The following is a 23,255-nucleotide window of genomic DNA, read 5'->3' on the forward strand; positions in this document are numbered from 1 at the left end:
GCAGCTGGCGGTGGAGTGCCGTCCGTCGATGATGTATAATGAATGAAACGCAAGCTGACGGGAGCGACAAGCAATGGCACATCTTGCTTTGTACCGGGCCTGGCGTCCCCAGACGTTCAAGGACATGGTCGGGCAACAACATATCGTTCAGACTCTTCAGAACGCAATTCGCGAGAATCGTCTATCCCACGCGTATTTGTTCAGCGGCCCGAGAGGGACCGGGAAAACAAGCGCCGCTAAAATATTGGCGAAAGCCGTTAACTGCGAACACGGCCCTGCGCCCGAACCTTGTAACGAATGCTCGCAATGCGAGCGGATTACGAGCGGTTCGGTGATGGACGTTGTGGAGATCGATGCGGCTTCCAACCGAGGCGTCGAGGAAATTCGGGATATTCGCGACAAAGTAAAATACTCGCCGACGGAAGTGCGGCGTAAAGTGTATATTATCGATGAAGTGCACATGCTGACTACGGAAGCCTTCAACGCCTTGCTCAAGACGTTGGAGGAGCCGCCTGGACATGTCATGTTCGTACTTGCGACGACGGAGCCTCATAAACTTCCGCCCACCATTATCTCGCGATGCCAGCGGTTTGATTTTCGCAGGGTATCGTTAGAGGAGCAAGCGGGGCGGCTTCGGGAAATTTGCGCAGAGGAGCAAATAACGGCGGAGGAAGAAGCGCTGCGTTATATCGCTCGTTTGTCCGATGGCGGAATGCGTGACGCTCTAAGCTTATTGGATCAAATTTCGTCCTTTACCGGCGGTCAAGTGAGTTTGGATCAGGCTATCGAAGCGACCGGAGGGTTGCCTTCGGAGCAGTTTTCCAGACTCGCGATCGCGGTTCGCGATAATGACGCCACCAAAGTGCTGCTCGAAATCGACGAGATGATGAGGTCCGGCAAGAGCGCGGACAAATGCTTGGAGCAGCTGATGTATTATTTCCGTGATTTGTTGCTGACGCAATTAGCGCCGGACGCGGGTGAATCCTCCGGGCGAATAGCCAGCCCGTCCGAATTGAAAGAGATGTCGGACGGATTTTCTCGAGAGCGGTTATTTGCTATCATAGATTTGTTGAACCGCTATCAGAGTGAAATGAAATATGCGGCGCACCCGCAAACAATGTTCGAAATCGCGCTGCTGAAGCTTTGCTCGGAACATCCGGGAGCCTCGTCGGCAACGAGTGCCGCGACCCAAGCCGATGCCGGCGTCGGTCGGGGCGAACTCGGACAATTAAAGCAACAGATAGCGGCGTTGGAAAAAAGGCTGGGAGCATTGGCGAGCGGCGGCGCGGTATCGGCTACGGCGGCTTCTCCATCGTCCGGACAAGGCGGAGGAGGTAACCGCGGAGCTTCGGGCGGCAGCGCTCCATCGAATTCGCCGCGGCCTTCGTCGGTTCCCCGCAGCAAGCTGAACGCTTTCGTGGAGGCTCATGCCGCTTCCGGGCAATCGTTGGCCAAATGGCCGCAAATCCTTCAACGGGTCAAGGAAGAGCGGGTTACCGTTCACGCTTGGCTGGTCGACGGCGAACCGGTCTCGTTCGATGACCATGCTCTCTTGGTCGCTTTCCGGAATACGATCCATCGCGAGACGACGGAGAGGCCGGCTAACAAAGGGGTTATCGAAAGCGTGTTGAGCTCCTTGTACGGTCAACCGACGCAGTTGGTTACCGTCATGCAGAAGGAATGGCAGGAAGTCGTGGCGGAGAGCTCAGGACAGTCCAAGGGGAACGCGGCAGGGGAAGAATTGCTTCTCGTCCCGGAAGATGAAGCCGAAGGGAAAAGCGAACCATGGGTCGATGAAGCGGTTCGCTTGTTCGGAGAACAATTAGTAACGATCAAAGACGACTAACTTATTAGGAGGCTATTATCAATGAACAATATGAATCAAATGATGAAACAAGTTAAGAAGATGCAGGAGCAAATGCTCAAAGCTCAGGAAGAGCTAGGCAATAAAACGATCGAAGGCACTGCCGGGGGCGGAGTCGTATCCGTAACCGTGAACGGCCATAAAAAACTGCTCGACATTAAAATCAAGCCTGAAGCGGTCGATCCGGAAGACGTTGAAATGCTTCAGGATCTCGTGCTGACCGCTGTCAACGATGCGCTGTCCAAAGCGGATGAACTGGCAAACCAAGATATGGGCAAGTATACCGGAGGCATGAAAATACCCGGATTGTTCTAAGCCGGAAAACATCGATTAGAGGAGACGGGAGCCTTTGTTTTATCCAGAACCGATTGCCAAGCTGATCGACTCCTTCTCCCGCCTTCCGGGTATCGGGCCAAAGACGGCCGCCAGGCTGGCTTTCTACGTCTTGCGAATGAAGGAAGAAGACGTGATCGACTTCGCCAAGGCGCTTGTGAACGTCAAGAGAAACCTGACTTACTGTTCGGTTTGTTGCAACATCACCGACACCGACCCTTGCCGGATATGCTCCGATAAAGCGAGAGATATGTCTGTCATATGCGTGGTCCAGGAGCCGAAGGATTTAGTCGCTATGGAGAGAACCCGCGAATACAACGGGCATTATCATGTTCTGAACGGCGCGATCTCTCCGATGGACGGACTCGGGCCCGACGACATTCGAATAGCCGAGCTGGTTCGGAGGCTTGGCGACGAACGGGTCCAGGAGCTTATTCTGGCTACGAATCCGAACATTGAGGGCGAGGCCACGGCGATGTATTTGTCGCGTTTGGTGAAGCCGTTCGGCATCAAAGTGACCCGGATCGCTCATGGCTTGCCGGTTGGCGGGGATTTGGAATACGCGGACGAAGTTACGATCTCCAAAGCGTTGGAGGGACGTAGAGAGCTATACTAGCTTTATGAAACCTATTGCATGCGGACGCCCTCGGGCGTCTTTTTTATTTTCTAGTATCCCGGAGTTTCAATAGTTCTAAGGGAATTGCTAGGGGTATAGAAATAGTAATGGGTTGTCCTTCGGGGCGGCACCGTCAGGGGACGCGGGAGGGATTGTCGTGCCTAGGGGGAAAAAGCTTGAAATGGTCTCGGCGCAGTCGGCGGAACGTCAAAGGCTCATTGCGGAGGTCCGCAACGCGGAACGGGAATGGAAGCTCGCGGATTGGAGATTCCAGTATGCGCTTGGCGAAGATCAAGTGGATTATGCGATCTATTGTCTAGAAGCGGCGGAGAAAAAACTCGGTATGTTGCTTAAGGAAGCGAAATGGTTATGGAAGGAATCGATTCCGCTTCGGGGAGGGGAAGGAGCGGGATGAGAACATTCTGGCTTGTTCTGTTGGTCGGTTCCGCGTTGTCGCTTGGATTCGTAATATTGAAGCAAAGGGCGCCCAAAGGCTGGTTGATGCGGTTCTGCGTTCATCTTGTTCTGGCTGCCATGGCGTTGTATGCGCTCAACTTCTCGGGGTGGGGGGCCGGAGGTTACGTGCCGCTTAATCCCTTCACGATCGGTACGGTTGCTTTGCTGGGGTTGCCGGGTATCGGACTCGTATTAGGTCTTCAATGGATCGTTCTTGCGTAAAGCAGCCCGCGGTCGCGGGCGTTTTGCGTTATGGTTGAGGGCTTAGGAAGAAGGCGGTTGGATGAGAGCGGGCGCGGGTGATGAACGTAACTCCGGCGGTTTAGAAAAAAGCTGTCGACAAGTGTTGACGTATCCTTTGTTAATGTGGTACATTATATCTCGCGCCTCTTGGGCAAGCCAATCGGCTAACGAGGACATCACGAACTGGTAGAAATTACTTGTTGCAAAACGGATGGGCGCTGTGGTATATTATAAAAGTCGCCGTTAGCGCGGACGACAACAAAACGAAACACCAATTGTTCTTTGAAAACTGAACATCGAGCGTAAGAAACAAACAAACGTCGGAAGACGGCTTCGGTCGTCGGAAGGCAAACCAGCAATACAGATTGAGCCTTTTGGCTCTCTTGGATATCACCTTCGGTGAATCCTTTTATGGAGAGTTTGATCCTGGCTCAGGACGAACGCTGGCGGCGTGCCTAATACATGCAAGTCGAACGAATCTCTGAGGGAGCTTGCTCCCGAAGAGGTTAGTGGCGGACGGGTGAGTAACACGTAGGCAACCTGCCCACAAGATCGGGATAACATTCGGAAACGGATGCTAAGACCGGATACGCAAGCTAGCCGCATGGCGAGCTTGGGAAACACGGAGCAATCTGTGGCTTGCGGATGGGCCTGCGGCGCATTAGCTAGTTGGTGGGGTAACGGCTCACCAAGGCGACGATGCGTAGCCGACCTGAGAGGGTGAACGGCCACACTGGGACTGAGACACGGCCCAGACTCCTACGGGAGGCAGCAGTAGGGAATCTTCCACAATGGGCGAAAGCCTGATGGAGCAACGCCGCGTGAGTGAGGAAGGCTTTCGGGTCGTAAAGCTCTGTTGCCAGGGAAGAATAAGGGCTAGTTAACTGCTAGCCCGATGACGGTACCTGAGAAGAAAGCCCCGGCTAACTACGTGCCAGCAGCCGCGGTAATACGTAGGGGGCAAGCGTTGTCCGGAATTATTGGGCGTAAAGCGCGCGCAGGCGGTTCTTTAAGTCTGGTGTCTAAGTGCGGGGCTCAACCCCGTGATGCACTGGAAACTGGGGAACTTGAGTGCAGAAGAGGAGAGCGGAATTCCACGTGTAGCGGTGAAATGCGTAGAGATGTGGAGGAACACCAGTGGCGAAGGCGGCTCTCTGGACTGTAACTGACGCTGAGGCGCGAAAGCGTGGGGAGCAAACAGGATTAGATACCCTGGTAGTCCACGCTGTAAACGATGAGTGCTAGGTGTTGGGGGTATCATGCCCTCGGTGCCGAAGTTAACACATTAAGCACTCCGCCTGGGGAGTACGGTCGCAAGACTGAAACTCAAAGGAATTGACGGGGACCCGCACAAGCAGTGGAGTATGTGGTTTAATTCGAAGCAACGCGAAGAACCTTACCAGGTCTTGACATCCCTCTGAATCCTCTAGAGATAGAGGCGGCCTTCGGGACAGAGGAGACAGGTGGTGCATGGTTGTCGTCAGCTCGTGTCGTGAGATGTTGGGTTAAGTCCCGCAACGAGCGCAACCCCTAAACTTAGTTGCCAGCACGTTAAGGTGGGCACTCTAGGTTGACTGCCGGTGACAAACCGGAGGAAGGCGGGGATGACGTCAAATCATCATGCCCCTTATGACCTGGGCTACACACGTACTACAATGGCCGGTACAACGGGCTGCGAAACCGCGAGGTGGAGCCAATCCCAACAAAGCCGGTCTCAGTTCGGATTGCAGGCTGCAACTCGCCTGCATGAAGTCGGAATTGCTAGTAATCGCGGATCAGCATGCCGCGGTGAATACGTTCCCGGGTCTTGTACACACCGCCCGTCACACCACGAGAGTTTACAACACCCGAAGTCGGTGGGGTAACCCGCAAGGGAGCCAGCCGCCGAAGGTGGGGTAGATGATTGGGGTGAAGTCGTAACAAGGTAGCCGTATCGGAAGGTGCGGCTGGATCACCTCCTTTCTAAGGAGCTCTTCGGAGCTATAAAAAGACCACGGCCCGCAAGGGAGTGGCAAACCGTTTCTTACGCTCGGGTTCAGTTTTGAAAGAGCAATTAAACTCTTTCACAAGAAATGCCGGTTTGGTGGCAACGGCGGAGGGGTTCCACGCGTACCCATCCCGAACACGACCGTTAAGCCCTCCAGCGCCAATGGTACTTGGACCGCAGGGTCCTGGGAGAGTAGGACGTCGCCAAGCCGGGCTTTTCTTATCCTTGTCTACAGGGTAGGAAAGGCGATAAGGCCCAGCAGCATCGGGCGCACATATTGGCCTTTAGCTCAGCTGGTTAGAGCGCACCCCTGATAAGGGTGAGGTCGGTGGTTCGAGTCCACTAAGGCCAACCATCTTAAATACCCTCAGTGTTCCGGGGTCCCCGAAAAGTAATCGGAATAACCTTCGGAGGACAGCGTCACTTTTTGGGGAAAATACCATGGGGACTTAGCTCAGCTGGGAGAGCACCTGCCTTGCACGCAGGGGGTCAGCGGTTCGATCCCGCTAGTCTCCACCATGAGACTTTCCGATGACTAACCATCATCGACAACTTGTACCTTGAAAACTGGATAGCGAAACAAAGCGCGAAAGAAGAAGAGTATCATCTCTGCCTTACTAGTGTCTACTATGTATGCGTAGGGATGTCGGTTCTGTTCGACTCATGCACGAGCGTTGCTGTCGCCCATCTTTGATGGGAGCCTTGTAACGAACGCGCATCGGAGAAACAGAATCGATATCCCGGAGCATTGGTTAAGCTAATAAGTGCGCACGGAGGATGCCTAGGCGCCAGGAGCCGATGAAGGACGCGACGAACAGCGATATGCTTCGGGGAGCTGTAAGTGAGCTTTGATCCGGAGATTTCCGAATGGGGAAACCCAGCTATCGTAATGGATAGTTACCCTCGAGTGAATACATAGCTCGTTGGAGGCACACCAGGGGAACTGAAACATCTAAGTACCCTGAGGAACAGAAAACAATAGTGATTCCGTCAGTAGCGGCGAGCGAAAGCGGAGAAGCCCAAACCAAGGAGCTTGCTCCTTGGGGTTGTGGGACGTCTCACATGGAGTAAAAAAAGAGAAGGTTAGGCGAAGAGGTCTGGAAAGGCCCGTCACAGAAGGTAACAACCCTGTAGCCGAAAGTCTTCTCTCTCCGAGACGGATCCCGAGTACCGCGGGACACGAGAAACCCCGTGGGAATCCGGCAGGACCATCTGCCAAGGCTAAATACTACCTGGCGACCGATAGTGAAGCAGTACCGTGAGGGAAAGGTGAAAAGCACCGCGGGAGCGGAGTGAAAAAGAACCTGAAACCGTGCGCTTACAAGAAGTCAGAGCCCGATCTAGGGGTGATGGCGTGCCTTTTGTAGAATGAACCGGCGAGTTACGTTCACGTGCAAGGTTAAGCTGATGAGGCGGAGCCGAAGGGAAACCGAGTCTGAATAGGGCGAATAAGTACGTGGTCGTAGACCCGAAACCGTGTGATCTACCCCTGTGCAGGGTGAAGGTGAGGTAACACTCACTGGAGGCCCGAACTCGTGAGCGTTGAAAAGCTCTGGGATGACGTGGGGGTAGGGGAGAAATTCCAATCGAACTCGGAGATAGCTGGTTCTCCCCGAAATAGCTTTAGGGCTAGCCTCGAGGTGAAGCATCATGGAGGTAGAGCACTGATTGGGTGCGGGGCCCGCCAAGGGTTACCAAGTCCAGTCAAACTCCGAATGCCATGTATGTATACTCGGGAGTCAGACGGCGAGTGCTAAGATCCGTCGTCAAGAGGGAAAGAGCCCAGATCATCAGCTAAGGTCCCCAAGTGTGTGTTAAGTGGGAAAGGATGTGGAGTTGCGAAGACAACCAGGATGTTGGCTTAGAAGCAGCCACCATTTAAAGAGTGCGTAATAGCTCACTGGTCGAGTGACTCTGCGCCGAAAATGTAACGGGGCTAAACACACCACCGAAGCTATGGCATGTACCTTAGGGTACTTGGGTAGGGGAGCGTTGAATGCGGGTTGAAGTCAGACCGGAAGGACTGGTGGACTGCATTCAAGTGAGAATGCCGGTATGAGTAACGAAAAGACAGGTGAGAATCCTGTCCGCCGAAAGCCTAAGGGTTCCTGGGGTAGGTTCGTCCGCCCAGGGTAAGTCGGGACCTAAGGCGAGGCCGAAAGGCGTAGTCGATGGACAACAGGTTGAAATTCCTGTACCACCGTAATCCGTTATGAGCGATGGGGGGACGCAGGAGGGGAACGACGCGAGCTGATGGATATGCTCGTCCAAGCAGTGAGAGGTGTGTGTAGGCAAATCCGCACACTATAACCTCAAGCTGTGATGGGGAGGGAAAATCATAGTACCGAAGGTCATGTACCCACGCTGCCAAGAAAAGCCTCTAGCCAGGAGAAGGTGCCCGTACCGTAAACCGACACAGGTGGGCGAGATGAGAATTCTAAGGCGCGCGGAAGAACTCTCGTTAAGGAACTCGGCAAAATGACCCCGTAACTTCGGGAGAAGGGGTGCCCCGGTAGTGTGAATAGCACGAGGGGGCCGCAGTGAAGAGGCCCAAGCGACTGTTTAGCAAAAACACAGGTCTGTGCGAAGCCGCAAGGCGAAGTATACGGGCTGACGCCTGCCCGGTGCTGGAAGGTTAAGAGGAGTGGTTAGGGGCAACCCGAAGCTATGAATTGAAGCCCCAGTAAACGGCGGCCGTAACTATAACGGTCCTAAGGTAGCGAAATTCCTTGTCAGGTAAATTCTGACCCGCACGAATGGCGTAACGACTTGGGCGCTGTCTCAACGAGAGATCCGGTGAAATTTTAGTACCTGTGAAGATGCAGGTTACCCGCGACGTGACGGAAAGACCCCATGGAGCTTTACTGTAGCTTGATATTGAACTTTGGTACGGTCTGTACAGGATAGGTGGGAGCCTATGAAGCAGGAGCGCAAGCTTCTGTGGAGGCGCCGTTGGGATACCACCCTGATCGTATCGGAGTTCTAACTCACTACCCTTACCGGGTAGGAGGACCGTGTCAGGCGGACAGTTTGACTGGGGCGGTCGCCTCCTAAAAAGTAACGGAGGCGCTCTAAGGTTCCCTCAGCGCGGTTGGAAATCGCGCGCAGAGTGCAAAGGCATAAGGGAGCTTGACTGCGAGACCTACAAGTCGAGCAGGGACGAAAGTCGGACTTAGTGATCCGGTGGTACCGAATGGAAGGGCCATCGCTCAACGGATAAAAGCTACCCTGGGGATAACAGGCTTATCTCCCCCAAGAGTCCACATCGACGGGGAGGTTTGGCACCTCGATGTCGGCTCATCGCATCCTGGGGCTGAAGTAGGTCCCAAGGGTTGGGCTGTTCGCCCATTAAAGCGGTACGCGAGCTGGGTTCAGAACGTCGTGAGACAGTTCGGTCCCTATCTGTCGCGGGCGTAGGAAATTTGAGAGGGGCTGTCCTTAGTACGAGAGGACCGGGATGGACGCACCGCTGGTGTACCAGTTGTTCCGCCAGGAGCACCGCTGGGTAGCCAAGTGCGGAAGGGATAAGCGCTGAAAGCATCTAAGCGCGAAGCCTGCCTCAAGATGAGATTTCCCAATTCGTAAGACCCCTGGAAGAACACCAGGTTGATAGGCTCGGGGTGGAAGCGCGGCAACGTGTGGAGCTGACGAGTACTAATCGGTCGAGGGCTTATCCTAAACGAATTGACATAGTAAGGCAAATGATACACTCACCTTCTTCCTACATGCTTTGTTTCGCATCCAGTTTTCAAGGTGTAAGCCTTGTCTCATAAATGGTTTTGACGGTTCAGGTCTTGTACCGAACCGCGCATGACTTGATGTGGCGGTGTAGCTCAGCTGGCTAGAGCATTCGGTTCATACCCGGAGGGTCGGGGGTTCGAGTCCCTTCGCCGCTACCACTTATTTATTCCCATGGAGGCTTAGCTCAGCTGGGAGAGCATCTGCCTTACAAGCAGAGGGTCGGCGGTTCGATCCCGTCAGCCTCCACCATATATAATGCGGAGCTGTGGTGTAGTGGCCTAACATGCCTGCCTGTCACGCAGGAGACCGCGGGTTCGAATCCCGTCAGCTCCGCCATTTTATCTCAAAAGCATTAAGGCTCGATAGCTCAGCTGGTAGAGCAGAGGACTGAAAATCCTCGTGTCGGCGGTTCGATTCCGTCTCGAGCCACCATTTCTTTATCCGGTTACCAGACCGGCTTGCATTGTGGAGGATTAGCGAAGTGGCCAAACGCGGGAGACTGTAAATCTCTTCCTTCGGGTTCGGTGGTTCAAATCCATCATCCTCCACCATTCTTTACCCCCAAAAAGTGAAGTTAAGCGTTGTAGAGAATTCCGAGTACTTTTCGGGGAAACACTCAATGCGAGCCATTAGCTCAGTTGGTAGAGCACCTGACTTTTAATCAGGGTGTCGTAGGTTCGAGTCCTACATGGCTCACCAGTTCAACAAATCGCAGACGTGCAAACGTCTGTTTTTTTGTTTTAAACTCCTTTCTGGGTATTGTTGCTGCCAAGAATCGAATTCTCATTAATATCATTAAAGCTTTGCATAATGAATTTTTTTGGTATGTCTCCGATGGCGATAGGGGAATGTTAAGTTCAAATCGCTTAACCGGAGGAATTATTTATGGTTTATTTGTACGCGCTTGCCTTCGCTTTTACATTGGTTATCTTGCTCGTGCCATTCGTTCGCAAGCTCGCGCTGCGTTTCGGATTCGTCGATAGGCCGACTCGCCGCAAAATACATGCGGAGCCGGTGCCTTTGTCCGGAGGAGTTGCGATATTCGCGGGAGTTACGGTTACTTCTTTCTTATTCATGGGACAGCCGGCATTATTTCGGTCGCTTCTAATCGGAGGTTTCGCCCTCGTGGCGATCGGGTTGCTGGATGATGCTTTCAAATCCAGAAGCCGGGAATTTCCCGTCTGGCCGAGGCTACTCGTATACATAGCTGTCGCATACATCCCCGTGTGGCAAGGAATATCCATTCAAGGCATTACGTCTCCTTCCTCGTCGTCGATGATTCTCTTCTCTCCTGCCGCAGCGGCATTTTTTACGGTGATATGGGTGTTCGCGCTTATTAATATGCTTAATTTTATCGACGGGATCGATGGCCTCGCCTCCGGAGTATGCGTGATATCCTCGTTGACCTTGTTCGCGGCCTCGCTTATCTTCAATCACACGGATACGGCATTGGTTGCCGTAGCGTTAGCCGGGTCATGCCTGGCATTCTTGGCGTATAACTTCCATCCTGCACGGATATTCATGGGCGACGCAGGGGCGACCTTCTTAGGATATACGCTTGCCGTGACGGCGATAGACGGAACATTAAAAGGCGCAACGCTCTTATCCTTGTCAGTGCCATTGCTGGCGTTAGGCGTTCCCATTCTCGATACGGTCATCGTTTTTTCGAGAAGGCTATTGGAGGGGAAGGGGTTGCATCGCGCGGATAATCTGCACACTCACCATAGTTTGATGAAGTGGGGATTAACCCAAGTTCAGACCGTGTCATTCCTATACTTGATTGCAGCCGTTTTCTCGTTGTTGTCGATCGTCGTTCTGTTAGTCCTGCGCTGATGATCCCCGGATAAGCGTCAAATATGTTACAATGACGCATATATCGCTTATCTGCTTATCTTGCGAACAAGGGGCTTCAGAGATGAACAAAACCAAGCTGCAGCTATTGGGGCAACTTCTGAACGCATCGGTCGTGGCCAAAGTATTGACGGGAATCGAGTGGGAAAGTGCAGGCGGCAACAAACATCCCGAAGTCGGCGATGCGATCCAACTGGAAAAGGTATGCCTTATGGTAACCCGTATTAACGGAGCGGAGTTGCACTGTATCGAGGTGGCCGCGACGTTAACGCAAGTCGAGAAGCAATTACTCGGATGGGCAGTCCAGCAGGGCGGTACCCGTCCCAGCTCTTCGGGCGCATCCGATTTGGAGCGCCAGGCCAGACGGCTCGGCGAATGGATTCAGCAGTCGGTGACGGCAGGAGAGTGGCGTGCCGAGGTGCCGGATCGAATGGAGCTTCGCAACAGGCTGTTCGACGGAATGGTTCCCTTTCTGCTCCTGTGCGAACAATTGGAAGAAAAGGAGCCGTCCTACGCGGAATTGGAGAAGACCATTCGTTCTTTTATATCCGATGAAACGTTACTCATACCGCTTCGAGAACATGAATGGCTTATTCTAAGCAGCGATCGCGTGTTAATGGAAGCCGATTCGGAAGAAGACGAGGTGCTCGGACACGAAGAGACGAAGGAGCTTCTCGCTACGTTGGCAGAAGGCTTGCATCAGCTTATTACGGGAGAATGGGGCGGGGAATGCCACATCGCGGTTGGAGAACCGATCATTCCATCGGAAAGCGTCGTAAGAATCGTAGGCACGCTTAGGGAAACGATATTCCTCGGACGCAAATTCCATGTCGGGATGCAAATCCATCTGCCTTGGCTCGTTCACCTCGAGAGATTGCTGAGCGGAATACCGGAGATGGTACGGTCGCGTTTCGTGGAAGAAATGATGGGCAGGCCTGATCTGTTCACCGATTCGGAGACGGTGTCGACGCTCGACGCCTTTTTCTCCATGGACTGCAACGTTAGCGAAACCGCCAAAAAATTGTTCATTCACCGGAACACGTTGCTATATAGACTGGATAAAATCAAACACGAAGCAGGCTTGGACGTCCGTTCCTTCAATGACGCGGTACTAGTTCGGATCTTATTGCTATTGTACAAAGTCACGAAAAGGAAATGAATTTTTTGTACGCTTTGTGCATAGTCATCAAGCCCATGTGTGAGTTAAGATATTCCTGTACCTTCAAACGAAGTTTAGGGGGAAATGAACAATGGCAGGCGTTCGCTTAGAAAATGTGTACAAAAAATATGCAGGTACCGACAAAGCATCGGTAACCGACTTTAATCTGGATATCCAGGACAAAGAATTCCTAGTACTCGTTGGTCCTTCCGGTTGCGGTAAATCGACCACGCTGCGTATGATCGCAGGACTTGAAGAAATTTCCGAAGGCAAGCTGTACATCGGCGACCGCGTCGTTAACGACGTAGCACCGAAAGATCGCGACATCGCAATGGTGTTCCAATCTTACGCTTTGTACCCTCATATGAACGTATATCAGAACATGGCATTCGGTTTGAAATTGCGTAAATTCCGCAAAGACGAAATCGATCGCCGCGTACGCGAAGCAGCTCGCACGCTCGAAATCGAGCACTTGCTCGATCGCAAACCGAAAGCATTGTCCGGGGGCCAACGCCAACGTGTTGCCTTGGGTCGCGCAATCGTTCGTGAACCGCAAGTCTTCTTGATGGATGAGCCGCTTTCCAACTTAGATGCTAAATTGCGTACTCAAATGCGCGCTAACATCAGTAAATTGATGAAACGTCTTGAGACGACTTGTATCTACGTAACGCATGACCAAACGGAAGCGATGACAATGGGAGACCGTATCGTCGTTATGAAAGACGGCTTCATCCAACAAGCCGCTACTCCGGACGTTCTTTATAACCACCCGGTTAACCTGTTCGTTGCAGGCTTCATCGGAGCTCCGGCGATGAACTTCATCACTGGTCAATTGGTTGAAGAAGGCGGATCCGTTCGTTTCCGCGCTACCGGATTCAACGTTGAAATTCCGGAAGGCAAAGCAAAAGCGCTTCGCGCTAAAGGCTATATCGGCCGCGAGATCATTCTTGGAGTTCGTCCGGAAGATCTTCACGAAGAGCCAGTGTTCATCGAAGCTTCTCCGAACAGCGTCGTGAACGCAACGATCGAAGTATCCGAGAACTTGGGTCACGAGATGTTCCTCTACCTGAACGGATTGGGTAAAGACAACGTTATCGCCCGCGTTGACGGACGTTCCGGCCTTCGCGAGAACCAAAACGTGAAACTCGCGATCGACATGAACAAAATCCACGTATTCGATAAAGACTCGGAACTTAACATTTTCGAGAACTAATAGAAGCTTTACAGAGCGGAAACCGTTCGGCCATTGGCCGGGCGGTTTTCTTATATATAGATATGATGGTATATGCCGCCATTTTGAAAGTATAAATTGCTTTGTCGGTCTATTTTCGATACGATAAATAGGGGAAATTAGGAAGGGAGCTGTACGATGGCTAAAAAAGTGAGAGTATCCGAGCTCGTGCAGCAGTTTCACCTCGAAATTGTTGCAGGTGAAGACGGGTTGCGACGGAAAATCGTGACGGACGACTTAAATCGGCCCGGATTAGAGATGGCCGGCTATTTCAATTATTATCCCGCGGACCGGGCGCAGATGCTCGGACGTACGGAGCTTGCGTTCTTGGAGACGTTAACGACGGAAGAGCGACGCGATCGCATGGAGCGGCTATGCCATGAAGAAACGCCGTGCATTATCGTTACGAGAGGATTGGAGATACCGACGGAATTGATCGAGATCGCGAACGAACGGCAGTTTCCGGTTCTTCGCAGCTCGGTAGCAACGACGATCCTTCTCAGCCGGATCACGAACTTCTTGGAGAAGAAGCTGGCTCCATCCGCGACTATCCATGGCGTTCTTGTCGATGTATACGGCGTAGGGATGCTCATAACCGGAGGCAGCGGAATCGGGAAAAGCGAAACGGCTCTCGAGCTTGTTAAGCGCGGGCACCGGTTGATTGCCGATGACGCGGTGGAAATTCGTCAGACGGCGGATAACAACTTGTTCGGAACGGCACCGGATCTTATCCGTCACTTGCTGGAAATCCGCGGTCTTGGAATATTGAACGTCATGACGTTATTCGGCGCAGGCGCCGTTCGCAACCAGACGGGCATAAGCTTGGTCGTGAAGCTGGAGAACTGGCAACAGGACAAGCAATACGACCGTTTGGGCTTGGACGAAGAGACGACGAAGATCATCGAGACTGAAGTTCCGTTACTGACGGTTCCCGTTAGACCGGGTAGAAACTTAGCCGTCATTCTGGAAGTCGCGGCCATGAACTTCCGTCTGAAACGGATGGGATATAACGCTGCGTTGCAGTTCACGAATAAGTTGACGGAAGCGATCTCCGAGGACGATTACGAATAAAATAGTGGAGGAAGAGCATGTATACTTTACTTTTGGATCCGATTGCGTTTACGCTAGGACCTTTGTCGGTACACTGGTACGGCATCATTCTGGGTTTGGCTGCCTTATCCGGTTTGCTCATCGCGGTTCAGGAAGGTAAACGGTTCGGACTTAATCCCGACTTTTTCCTAGACTTGATGCTCTTTGGGGTACCCTCCTCTATTATTGTCGCGCGTTTGTATTATGTTGCCTTTAAATGGGGTTACTACAAGGATCATCCCGGCGAGATCATTCAGATCTGGAATGGCGGAATCGCGATTTATGGCGCATTGATCGGGGCGTTGCTGTGCGGGTTCTTCTATATTCGCGCCAAGGGCTACAGCTTCTGGCGAATCGTCGATATCTGCGCTCCGTCTTTGCTGATCGGCCAGATGATCGGGCGTTGGGGCAACTTCGTCAATCAGGAAGCTTATGGCGGAGAGGTTGAGCGATCTTTCCTTAGCGATACGTTACACATTCCAAAGTTTATCGTCGACCAGATGAACGTTAACGGAACATACCATCACCCTACGTTCTTGTACGAATCGCTGTGGAGCCTGCTCGGATTGATTATTTTGTTCGTCATTAGAAGACGGAATTTCTTGCGCGAGGGAGAATTGTTCTTCTCCTACTTTATTTGGTATTCGATCGGCCGCTTCTTCATCGAGGCGCTTCGTACGGACAGCTTGGGCTTCAAAGGCCCGGAATGGTTGAAGTCTTTATTGGACGCATTATGGTCGCCTATGACAACGTTGTTCGAACAAGGATACTTGAATCCGGCGGAAGGCAATATACGCATATCCCAGTTGCTCGCCCTTCTTATCGTCATTGCCGGTATCGTACTGATCGTCGTACGTCGCAAACTGGGGCTGGCTAAGCAGAAGTATAACGATCCGCTGATCAGCACCAAAGCAAAACCGGCGGAAGAGGTACATCAGGGAACGGAGACTAGCGAGAATGACTCGACAACAGAAGATCACGACCGTCCTGTTTGATCTGGACGGAACGATAATCGATACGAACGAACTCATCATACAGTCGTTCATGCATGCGTTAAAGGGAATCGTACCGGAAGGGTTCGGAAGAGAACATATTATACCAAGCATGGGGCAGCCGCTGTCGATGCAATTGCAGCATTTCTCCGGCCGTCAAGACGTAGAGAGCCTTACGCAAGCCTATCGGGAGTACAACCATGTTCGTCACGATGAGATGGTATCGTTGTTTCCGGGGGTCGCGGATGTCGTCGCTCGTCTGCACGCAGCGGGAATTCGCATGGGCATCGTCACGACGAAAATGAGAGCTTCCTCGATTCGCGCGTTAGAACTGCTCGGGATATATAAGTATATGGAGACTCTCGTGAGCTTGGACGACGTAGAGCATGCGAAACCCCATCCGGAGCCGGTGGCCAAAGCGATTCAAGCGTTGGGCGTGAAGCCATCCGAGACGTTCATGATCGGAGACAGCTCCGTCGACATGAAGTCGGCAATCGCGGCGGGAGCGATTCCGGTAGGCGTGGCATGGTCCCTAAAAGGGAAAAACCACCTATTGGAGGCTGGAGCGGCGCATATCCTGCATGAGATGACTGAACTGTTGGCCTTATGCGGAATCGAGTTGGAGGGTGTCGAAGGTTGAGAAACGTAGAGCGGTATCCGGTGGAAGGACCGAATGCGCTTTGGCAAATGTATCGAACGGTCTCGCGCTTTAAAGCGGTTCGCAACTTCGTGTTTATACAGATATCGCGGTATTGTCCAAGCCTGCCCGTGAAGAATTGGATCTACAGACGTGTCCTCGGCATGAAGGTGGGACGCCATACGGCGTTCGCCCTCATGGTGATGGTCGACGTCTTTTTTCCTGAACGGATATCCGTCGGAGACAATTCGATCATCGGATACAATAGCACGCTGCTTACGCATGAGTATTTAATAAAGGAATATCGGTTAGGCGATATCCGTATCGGATCCAATGTCATGATCGGGGCCAACGTAACGATTCTTCCTGGGGTGACGATCGGGGATGGAGCCGTCATCGCAGCGGGTTCCGTCGTACATAAAGACGTTGCGCCTAACGCGCGAGTAGGCGGAAATCCCTTGAGAGAGCTTTAATGGAACTGCGTTGAGGCGTTGACAGACTGAGGAGAGAAGGAAGCATGCTATATAAGAGGTTACTTAAAATCGCGCTGTGTCTATTGCTCGTTCCCGTTTTCTGTACTCTTACATTCACCAATCGGCTAAATGAAAGCATCCATCGGTCGACGCAGGAGCAACTGGAAGTCGCGGTTTCGGCCGAAAAGCTCGCTCCGGCTTACGACGTGATCGTGGCCGGAACGGATCCCGAAGGCGTTATGGCCGCGATCTCGGCTGCGCGCAACGGGCTTAAAGTGTTGCTGGTGGATAACCGAAACCGTTCGATCCTTGGCGGGTTAATGACTTTAGGATGGTTGAATTCGCTTGATCTAAACAAAGCCCCCGTGTCCTATCGCTTCTGGAACAAACCGATTTATTTAAATAAAGGACTGTTTCAGGAATGGTACGAAGGCATACAAGGAACTTCATTTGACGTCAATCACGCGGCTAACTTGTTTCACCGAATGGTAGCCGATGAGCCGAACATCGATCTGCTGTTGAAAGCGCGGCAGATGGATCCCGTAATGGTAGGCAATCAGGCGGTAGGGATGCGCATAGTCAAAGAGGACGGCTCGGTAGAGGAAATCATGTCCAAGGCTATTATCGACGCGACTCAAGATGCGGACATCGCGGTAGCGGCCGGCGCCGAATATACGGTCGGACGGGGAGATATCGGAGAGCCGAATGCCCAAATGGCCGTTACGCTTGTATTCAAGCTGAGCGGAGTAACGGACGAAGTATGGCATAAACTGAAAACCCACAAGAACACCGGCTTCGACAGCCGCAGCATTTGGGGCTACCCGGAAGCGCGAGAGTACGAATCCTCCGATCCGAAAAGAGTCAAAATGCGCAGCCTGAACTTGGGACGCCAAGACGGGGATACGCTGCTCATTAATTCGATGCAAATCTACGGGGTTAACCCGTTGGATCCGGAGTCGGTACAGGAAGGCTTGCGGATCGGGCAAAAGGAAGCGCCTCTTATCGTCGATTTCTTGAAAAAGAGGTTCAAGGAATTTCGCGATCTCGAATACGCGGGTACGGCACCCGAGTTATACGTGAGAGAAACGCGGCACATCAAAGGCGAGTATAGGCTAAGCATGGTCGATCTGATGGAAAACCGCGATCATTGGGATGCAATCGCTTATGGCGCATACGAAGTCGACATCCAGAGCTCCGATGCAAGCAACAAAGGGTCGATCATGTTGGTGCCCGAGCAGTACGGCGTGCCGTTTCGTTGCTTGGTTCCCCTTCATGTGGAAGGCATGCTCGTCGTCGGAAGATCGGCAAGCTTCGATTCGCTGCCGCACGGAAGCGCTCGGGTCATCCCTCTCGGGATGGCGACTGGAGAAGCATCCGGAGCGGCCGTAAAGCTTGCAATTGACGAAGGCCTCACGTTACGCGAACTGTCGAAATCGGAGGCGGGGATAACCAAGCTTCGCCAACGGTTAAAGAAGCAGGGAATGGATCTGCGGATGAGAAGTTTCCCGACCCCGGAATACGCGAAGCATAAGGACTACCAAGGCTTGCTCGTAGCGGCGAGCCATTTCCTCACGATCGGAGGATATTCCAACGATGGGTGGGCATTGGACAAAGCCGCCAGCCCGAAACGGTTCGCGAACTCCGTGCGCACGCTTCAGAAGAGGTATCCTGATCTGCTCTCGGAACCGTTATCGGCGGCGGACATTTCCGAGGAGTCCGCGAAAGAGCCGCTCAGTCTTGCCCACGCGGCGGATCTTCTGGCTAGGGCATTGATCGAGTCGGAGTCGGGCGCGCAAGGAGCATCGCTTCAGACGCTGATCGAGCGCGGTTGGATCGTTGAAGACACGTTAGCGAATATCGCTAATCGCGATAAGCTGACGAACGGGGATACGTTCATGCTCTACCGCGATATTCTGCAGAAAGTCGGCATGACTTTCAAGTGATGCCAGGCCGAACCGCCTAATGCCGTCGCAGGCATTAGGCGGTTGCTGCATGGGGAGTTTTGGCGGGGCTCGGGATTGACTGAGCGGGAACGGCATGGTAATATACGACTAATCTCTTTATTTTGGCAGTATGGTAACTTGGTAGCACTTTAACGTAATGAAGCAAATGATGGATGCCGATAAATGGGCAGACTATGATTTTGTTTGATAGAGACGAGGGTGAACGATAATGACGAAACCAAAAGTATTCGAGAAACCGACGGGGGTCAAGGACTATTTGCCTCACGCAGTCGCGAAGCTGCGCCGCATCGAGCGGAGCGTGCTGGACTGCATGAGCCTATGGGGATACGAGCAGATCATCACGCCGACGATCGAATATTACGATACGGTAGGGGTGGCAAGCGCCACTTCCGACCAGAAGCTGTTTAAGCTGCTGAACCAACGCGGCACGACGATAGTCCTGCGGTCCGACATGACGGCTCCGATCGCGCGGGTCGTCGGTTCGTTGCTTAAGGATAAGCCTTTTCCGATTCGGCTTAGCTATCACGGCAACGTATTCCGGGCATTCGAAGAGGAAGGCGGACGGGATGCCGAGTTTTATCAAACCGGAGTAGAACTGGTCGGCGATTCCTCTCCCGAAGCGGATGCGGAAGTAATCGCTCTTGCCATCGCTTCTTTGAAGGCCGCGGGCGTGCCTTCGTTCAAAATCGCGATGGGGCATGTCGGGTTCTTGAACGGTTTGTTCCAAGAGACGCTGCCCGGCCTAGAGAGCGAGCAGGAAGCGTTGAAGGCTTGCCTGTTGCAACGGGACCATGTCGGTTACCGGGACGTTATTCGCAAACTGTCGCTCGACTCCGCATGGAAGCGGGAGTTGGAAGATATTTTACGGCTTCGCGGCGGGCAGGAAGTATGCGCGCAGGCGCTTGAACTTAGCTCGAACGCTGACGCGCAAGCGGCGATCAAGCATCTATGCGAAGTATGGGACGTATTGGAAGCATACGGAATACAGGAGCATGTACTGATCGATCTCACGATGATCGGGGACTTCTCTTACTATACGGGCATGACTTTCGAAGGTTATGCTTCGCAATTGGGCTTCCCTGTGTGCAGCGGAGGAAGGTACGACAACCTGCTAGCGCAATTTGGCCGCCCGACGCATGCGACGGGTTTCGCCCTGAAGACAACCCGTATTCTGGAGGTCGTGGAGGAATCGGAGGAGGAGCAGGAACGTTGCTTGATTCTGTATGACGCTTCGGAACGGAAACGGGCTTTACAAGACGCGGAACGCCGGCGCGCGCAAGGGCAGACAGTCGTTACGGTCGTCTATTCGCCGGAAGACGGAGAACAATTAGCCGTGAAGCAATGGAACGGAGCAGGAACGATCGCCTACCGGGGGACGGAGTACAGATATACGGTACGGATCGGCAAGGAAGCGGAGGGTTTGGCATGACGGACAACAGCGTATTGAAGGTCGCGATGCCTAAGGGGCGTATCTATAAGCAGGCTAGCAAGTTGTTTCGGGAAGCCGGACTTCATATTCCCGAGGATTTCGACGATTCCCGCAAGCTGATTATTCCGGTACCGGAAGCGAACATGGAGTTCATCATGGCGAAACCGGTCGATGTGCCGACTTACGTGGAATATGGAGTAGCCGATATCGGGATCGTGGGCAAAGACGTCCTCATGGAGGAAAATAAAGACGTATACGAGCTGCTCGATCTAGGAATCGCCAAATGCCGCATGTCGGTCATAGGGCTGCCGGACTGGAAGCCGGTTATTAATCCCCGGGTAGCTTCGAAATATGCCAACGTGGCTTCGCAATACTTCCGCGAACAAGGCCAACAGGTGGAAGTCATCAAGCTGAACGGATCGATCGAGCTTGCGCCGTTGATCGGACTAGCGGATCGCATCGTCGATATGGTGGAAACCGGTCAGACTCTGAAAGAGAACGGGCTGGTCGAGATGGAAACGTTGTTTCAAGTCACGAGCCGCTTGATCGCGAACCGGGTAAGCTACAGGCTGAAGAACGTTGCGATTCAAGAGTTATGCGATCGGCTAGGGACGGTTATCTCGGCAAGGGTATAAGAGAAAGCTGCGGTTAGGCGAGGAGGGGTATAGATGTTTAAAGGAAAAGCGGCTGAGTTTCAACTGGAGCGGGAAAGCGAATACGGTTCTCCGGAGCAGAACGCCGCGGTTAAGGAAATCGTCGATGCCGTGAAGAAGGAAGGCGATGACGCGCTTCTGCGCTACACGGCGGCTTTCGATAAAGTGACTTTGACGCCGGAGCAACTGCGCGTGACGGACGAGGAAATCCAAGGGGCGTACGCGAAGGTAGAACCCGAGTTTCTGGCCGCGCTTCGTCAGGCGGCGGCGAATATTACGGCTTTCCACGAGAAGCAGAAACGCGGAACCTGGATCGACGTGGCGCCGGACGGCACGATGCTCGGAATGGTGCTTCGGCCTCTGAAGCGGGTTGGGCTTTATGTACCTGGAGGCAAGGCGGCGTATCCGTCGTCGGTGCTCATGAACGTGCTTCCGGCCAAGGTGGCGGGCGTGCCGGAGATCGTGTTGGTCACGCCCCCGGCTACCGGAGGACGGGAAGGCATAGATCCGTACATCTTAGTGGCGGCCGCGGAGGCGGGCGTGACGGAGATGTACCGGGTCGGCGGGGCGCAGGCGGTAGCCGCACTCGCTTATGGGACGGCGAGCATTCCCGCCGTCGATAAGATTTGCGGGCCCGGCAACATCTACGTGGCGCTGGCGAAGCGCGCCGTATACGGTGCTGTCGACATCGACAGCATCGCGGGCCCGAGCGAGATTGTCGTGCTGGCGGACGACGGCGCCGATCCGCGGTATATCGCCGCGGATATGCTGTCGCAAGCGGAGCACGACGAGATGGCGTCGGCGGTGCTCGTGACGCCGTCGCAGGCTTTGGCCGACGCGGTCGCGGCGGAGCTCGATCGGCAGGTGGCTACGCTGCCGCGGGTCGAGATTGCCCGGCGTTCGCTGGAGCAATACGGCGCGATCTTGGTCGTGGACAGCCTGGATGAAGGGCTGGATGTCGTGAACAAGCTGGCGCCGGAGCATCTGGAAGTGATGACCGCGGATCCGCTTGATCTGCTCGGCCGGATCGAGACCGCGGGTGCCATTTTCTTGGGACCTTACAGTTCCGAGCCGGTGGGCGATTATTTCGCGGGTCCTAACCACATTTTGCCGACGAATGGGACTGCTCGTTTTTCCTCGCCGCTTAATGTAGATGATTTTCTGAAGAAATCCAGCTTGATCCGATACAGTAAAGAAGCATTACTAAGAGATGCGGCAGGAATTGCAACGTTAGCCCGCCATGAAGGGCTGGAAGGTCACGCCCGCGCGGTGGAAATTCGATTAGAAGGCAGGGAAACCAAATGAGTGAAGATCAAGTAAAAGCAGGCCGCGCATCGGCCGTATCCCGCAAGACGAACGAGACGGACATTCAATTGTCCTTGGGAGTGGACGGCAGCGGCGAGGTGTCCCTCGAGACGGACGTGCCGTTCCTGAACCACATGCTGGACCTGTTCGCGAAGCACGGCCAATTCGATCTGAAGGTCGAAGCGCGCGGGGACGTGGACATCGACGACCACCACACGGTAGAAGACATCGGCATCTGCCTCGGGCAAGCGCTGCGCGAAGCGCTCGGCGACAAGAAGGGCATCAAGCGGTACGCCAGCGTGTTCGTGCCGATGGACGAGGCGCTCGCACAGGTCGTCGTCGACGTGAGCAACCGCCCGCATTTCGAGTTGCGCGGGGAATTCCCGGCTGCGACCGTGGGTAGCTTTACGACTGAACTCGTTCACGAGTTCTTGTGGAAGCTTGCGTTGGAAGCTCGTATTACGCTGCATGTCATCGTTCACTACGGTCGCAATACGCACCATATGATCGAAGCGGTATTTAAGGCGCTTGGACGCGCGCTTGACGAAGCGACGTTGATCGATCCGCGGGTGAAGGGCGTGCCTTCCACCAAAGGGGTGTTGTAAGTGATCGCCATTATCGACTACGGCATGGGAAATTTGCACAGCGTCAGCAAAGCCGTAGAGAGACTAGGTTGCGAAATGATCGTGACCTCCGATCCGGAGCAAATTCTCGCCGCGGACGGCGCGATATTGCCGGGCGTCGGCGCCTTCGGCGATGCGATGGCCAATCTTCGGGAAACCGGATTGGCAGACTTGGTCAAGGCTTTCGCGGCTTCAGGGAAACCGCTCCTCGGCATTTGCTTGGGCATGCAGCTGTTGTTCACGGAGAGCGAAGAGCATGGCGTGCATCAAGGGTTGGATTTGCTTCCGGGCCGGGTTGTCCGTTTCCAAGGCGAATTCAAAGTGCCGCATATGGGCTGGAACGAACTTGCGTTTAAGCAACCAAGCCCGCTGTTCGACGGAGTGGCTCCGGGGCACGTCTATTTCGTCCATTCTTATCACGTCGTGCCGGAGCGGGAATCGGATTTGCTCGCCGTAACGGACTATTACCAACCGGTAACGGCAATCGTTGGACGCGGCTCCCTATTCGGAATGCAGTTCCATCCGGAGAAAAGCGGCGACCTGGGCATGGCGTTGCTGCGCAAGTTCACGGATATGACACTCGGGAAAACTATTATGAAGGACTGAGAG

Annotated in this window: 18 protein-coding genes, 8 tRNA genes and 3 rRNA genes; all 29 read left to right on the forward strand. The window is 53.6% G+C overall.

Going from position 1 to position 23,255, the window contains the following annotated elements; all coding sequences use genetic code 11:
* The first annotated feature begins 73 nt into the window (after positions 1 to 73).
* Positions 74 to 1,846: a DNA polymerase III subunit gamma/tau gene (gene dnaX / locus FPL14_RS16365; protein WP_182298709.1), complete on the forward strand. Its 1,773-nt coding sequence runs from the start codon at positions 74 to 76 to the stop codon at positions 1,844 to 1,846.
* A 21-nt stretch (positions 1,847 to 1,867) separates the two neighbouring features.
* Positions 1,868 to 2,179, forward strand: coding sequence for a YbaB/EbfC family nucleoid-associated protein (locus FPL14_RS16370; protein ID WP_182298711.1), 312 nt, complete (start codon positions 1,868 to 1,870; stop codon positions 2,177 to 2,179).
* Positions 2,180 to 2,213: 34 nt separating this feature from the next.
* Complete coding sequence (gene recR / locus FPL14_RS16375; RefSeq protein WP_182298714.1) at positions 2,214 to 2,813, forward strand: recombination mediator RecR; 600 nt, start codon at positions 2,214 to 2,216, stop codon at positions 2,811 to 2,813.
* Positions 2,814 to 2,970: 157 nt separating this feature from the next.
* Complete coding sequence (locus FPL14_RS16380) at positions 2,971 to 3,228, forward strand: DUF2508 family protein (protein ID WP_229263543.1); 258 nt, start codon at positions 2,971 to 2,973, stop codon at positions 3,226 to 3,228.
* Complete coding sequence (locus FPL14_RS16385) at positions 3,225 to 3,491, forward strand: pro-sigmaK processing inhibitor BofA family protein (protein WP_182298716.1); 267 nt, start codon at positions 3,225 to 3,227, stop codon at positions 3,489 to 3,491. Before FPL14_RS16380 ends, FPL14_RS16385 begins: the two co-directional genes overlap by 4 nt.
* A gap of 429 nt (positions 3,492 to 3,920) precedes the next feature.
* A 16S ribosomal RNA gene (locus FPL14_RS16390) occupies positions 3,921 to 5,474 on the forward strand.
* 117 nt (positions 5,475 to 5,591) lie between these two features.
* A 5S ribosomal RNA gene (rrf, locus tag FPL14_RS16395) occupies positions 5,592 to 5,708 on the forward strand.
* Positions 5,709 to 5,777: 69 nt separating this feature from the next.
* Positions 5,778 to 5,854: transfer RNA gene (locus FPL14_RS16400), tRNA-Ile, on the forward strand.
* 88 nt (positions 5,855 to 5,942) lie between these two features.
* Positions 5,943 to 6,018 (forward strand) — tRNA-Ala (locus FPL14_RS16405).
* 231 nt (positions 6,019 to 6,249) lie between these two features.
* Positions 6,250 to 9,177: ribosomal RNA gene (locus FPL14_RS16410) — 23S ribosomal RNA — on the forward strand.
* Together the 16S, 23S and 5S rRNA genes with 8 tRNA genes alongside form the textbook arrangement of a ribosomal RNA operon.
* Positions 9,178 to 9,321: 144 nt before the next feature.
* Positions 9,322 to 9,398, forward strand: a tRNA-Met gene (locus FPL14_RS16415).
* 15 nt (positions 9,399 to 9,413) lie between these two features.
* Positions 9,414 to 9,489 (forward strand) — tRNA-Val (locus FPL14_RS16420).
* A gap of 10 nt (positions 9,490 to 9,499) precedes the next feature.
* Positions 9,500 to 9,576: transfer RNA gene (locus FPL14_RS16425), tRNA-Asp, on the forward strand.
* A gap of 20 nt (positions 9,577 to 9,596) precedes the next feature.
* Positions 9,597 to 9,672, forward strand: a tRNA-Phe gene (locus tag FPL14_RS16430).
* Between the two features lie 35 nt (positions 9,673 to 9,707).
* Positions 9,708 to 9,791 (forward strand) — tRNA-Tyr (locus FPL14_RS16435).
* A gap of 72 nt (positions 9,792 to 9,863) precedes the next feature.
* Positions 9,864 to 9,939: transfer RNA gene (locus FPL14_RS16440), tRNA-Lys, on the forward strand.
* A 186-nt stretch (positions 9,940 to 10,125) separates the two neighbouring features.
* Positions 10,126 to 11,073, forward strand: coding sequence for an MraY family glycosyltransferase (locus tag FPL14_RS16445; RefSeq protein ID WP_182298718.1), 948 nt, complete (start codon positions 10,126 to 10,128; stop codon positions 11,071 to 11,073).
* Positions 11,074 to 11,155: 82 nt separating this feature from the next.
* Positions 11,156 to 12,250 (forward strand): PucR family transcriptional regulator, encoded by a 1,095-nt coding sequence (locus FPL14_RS16450; protein WP_182298720.1) that lies wholly within the window; start codon positions 11,156 to 11,158, stop codon positions 12,248 to 12,250.
* A 91-nt stretch (positions 12,251 to 12,341) separates the two neighbouring features.
* Positions 12,342 to 13,463 (forward strand): ABC transporter ATP-binding protein, encoded by a 1,122-nt coding sequence (locus FPL14_RS16455; RefSeq protein WP_182298722.1) that lies wholly within the window; start codon positions 12,342 to 12,344, stop codon positions 13,461 to 13,463.
* Between the two features lie 156 nt (positions 13,464 to 13,619).
* Positions 13,620 to 14,552, forward strand: a complete 933-nt coding sequence (gene hprK / locus FPL14_RS16460) for an HPr(Ser) kinase/phosphatase (protein WP_182298724.1) — start codon at positions 13,620 to 13,622, stop codon at positions 14,550 to 14,552.
* A 17-nt stretch (positions 14,553 to 14,569) separates the two neighbouring features.
* The gene (gene lgt / locus FPL14_RS16465) at positions 14,570 to 15,565 is read left to right on the forward strand and encodes a prolipoprotein diacylglyceryl transferase (protein WP_182298726.1); all 996 of its coding nucleotides are present in this window, start codon (positions 14,570 to 14,572) and stop codon (positions 15,563 to 15,565) included.
* On the forward strand, positions 15,528 to 16,202 hold the full coding sequence (gene ppaX, locus FPL14_RS16470; RefSeq protein WP_182298728.1) for a pyrophosphatase PpaX: 675 nt from the start codon (positions 15,528 to 15,530) through the stop codon (positions 16,200 to 16,202). Before lgt ends, ppaX begins: the two co-directional genes overlap by 38 nt.
* A complete protein-coding gene (locus FPL14_RS16475; RefSeq protein WP_182298730.1) occupies positions 16,199 to 16,672 on the forward strand; it encodes an acyltransferase in 474 nt (157 codons plus the stop codon). Before ppaX ends, FPL14_RS16475 begins: the two co-directional genes overlap by 4 nt.
* A 44-nt stretch (positions 16,673 to 16,716) precedes the next feature.
* Positions 16,717 to 18,615: an FAD-dependent oxidoreductase gene (locus tag FPL14_RS16480; protein WP_182298732.1), complete on the forward strand. Its 1,899-nt coding sequence runs from the start codon at positions 16,717 to 16,719 to the stop codon at positions 18,613 to 18,615.
* A 229-nt stretch (positions 18,616 to 18,844) separates the two neighbouring features.
* A complete protein-coding gene (locus FPL14_RS16485; RefSeq protein WP_182298734.1) occupies positions 18,845 to 20,065 on the forward strand; it encodes an ATP phosphoribosyltransferase regulatory subunit in 1,221 nt (406 codons plus the stop codon).
* Positions 20,062 to 20,700, forward strand: coding sequence for an ATP phosphoribosyltransferase (gene hisG, locus FPL14_RS16490; RefSeq protein WP_182298736.1), 639 nt, complete (start codon positions 20,062 to 20,064; stop codon positions 20,698 to 20,700). Before FPL14_RS16485 ends, hisG begins: the two co-directional genes overlap by 4 nt.
* A 33-nt stretch (positions 20,701 to 20,733) precedes the next feature.
* Complete coding sequence (hisD, locus tag FPL14_RS16495) at positions 20,734 to 22,023, forward strand: histidinol dehydrogenase (protein WP_182298738.1); 1,290 nt, start codon at positions 20,734 to 20,736, stop codon at positions 22,021 to 22,023.
* Positions 22,020 to 22,628 carry an imidazoleglycerol-phosphate dehydratase HisB gene (gene hisB, locus FPL14_RS16500; protein ID WP_182298740.1) on the forward strand — a complete coding sequence of 203 codons (609 nt, stop codon included), beginning with the start codon at positions 22,020 to 22,022 and terminating at the stop codon, positions 22,626 to 22,628. Before hisD ends, hisB begins: the two co-directional genes overlap by 4 nt.
* The gene (gene hisH, locus FPL14_RS16505; protein ID WP_182298743.1) at positions 22,629 to 23,252 is read left to right on the forward strand and encodes an imidazole glycerol phosphate synthase subunit HisH; all 624 of its coding nucleotides are present in this window, start codon (positions 22,629 to 22,631) and stop codon (positions 23,250 to 23,252) included.
* The last annotated feature ends 3 nt before the right edge of the window (positions 23,253 to 23,255 follow it).

The sequence above is a fragment of the Cohnella cholangitidis genome, assembly GCF_014107495.1.
Lineage (GTDB): Bacteria > Bacillota > Bacilli > Paenibacillales > Paenibacillaceae > Cohnella > Cohnella cholangitidis.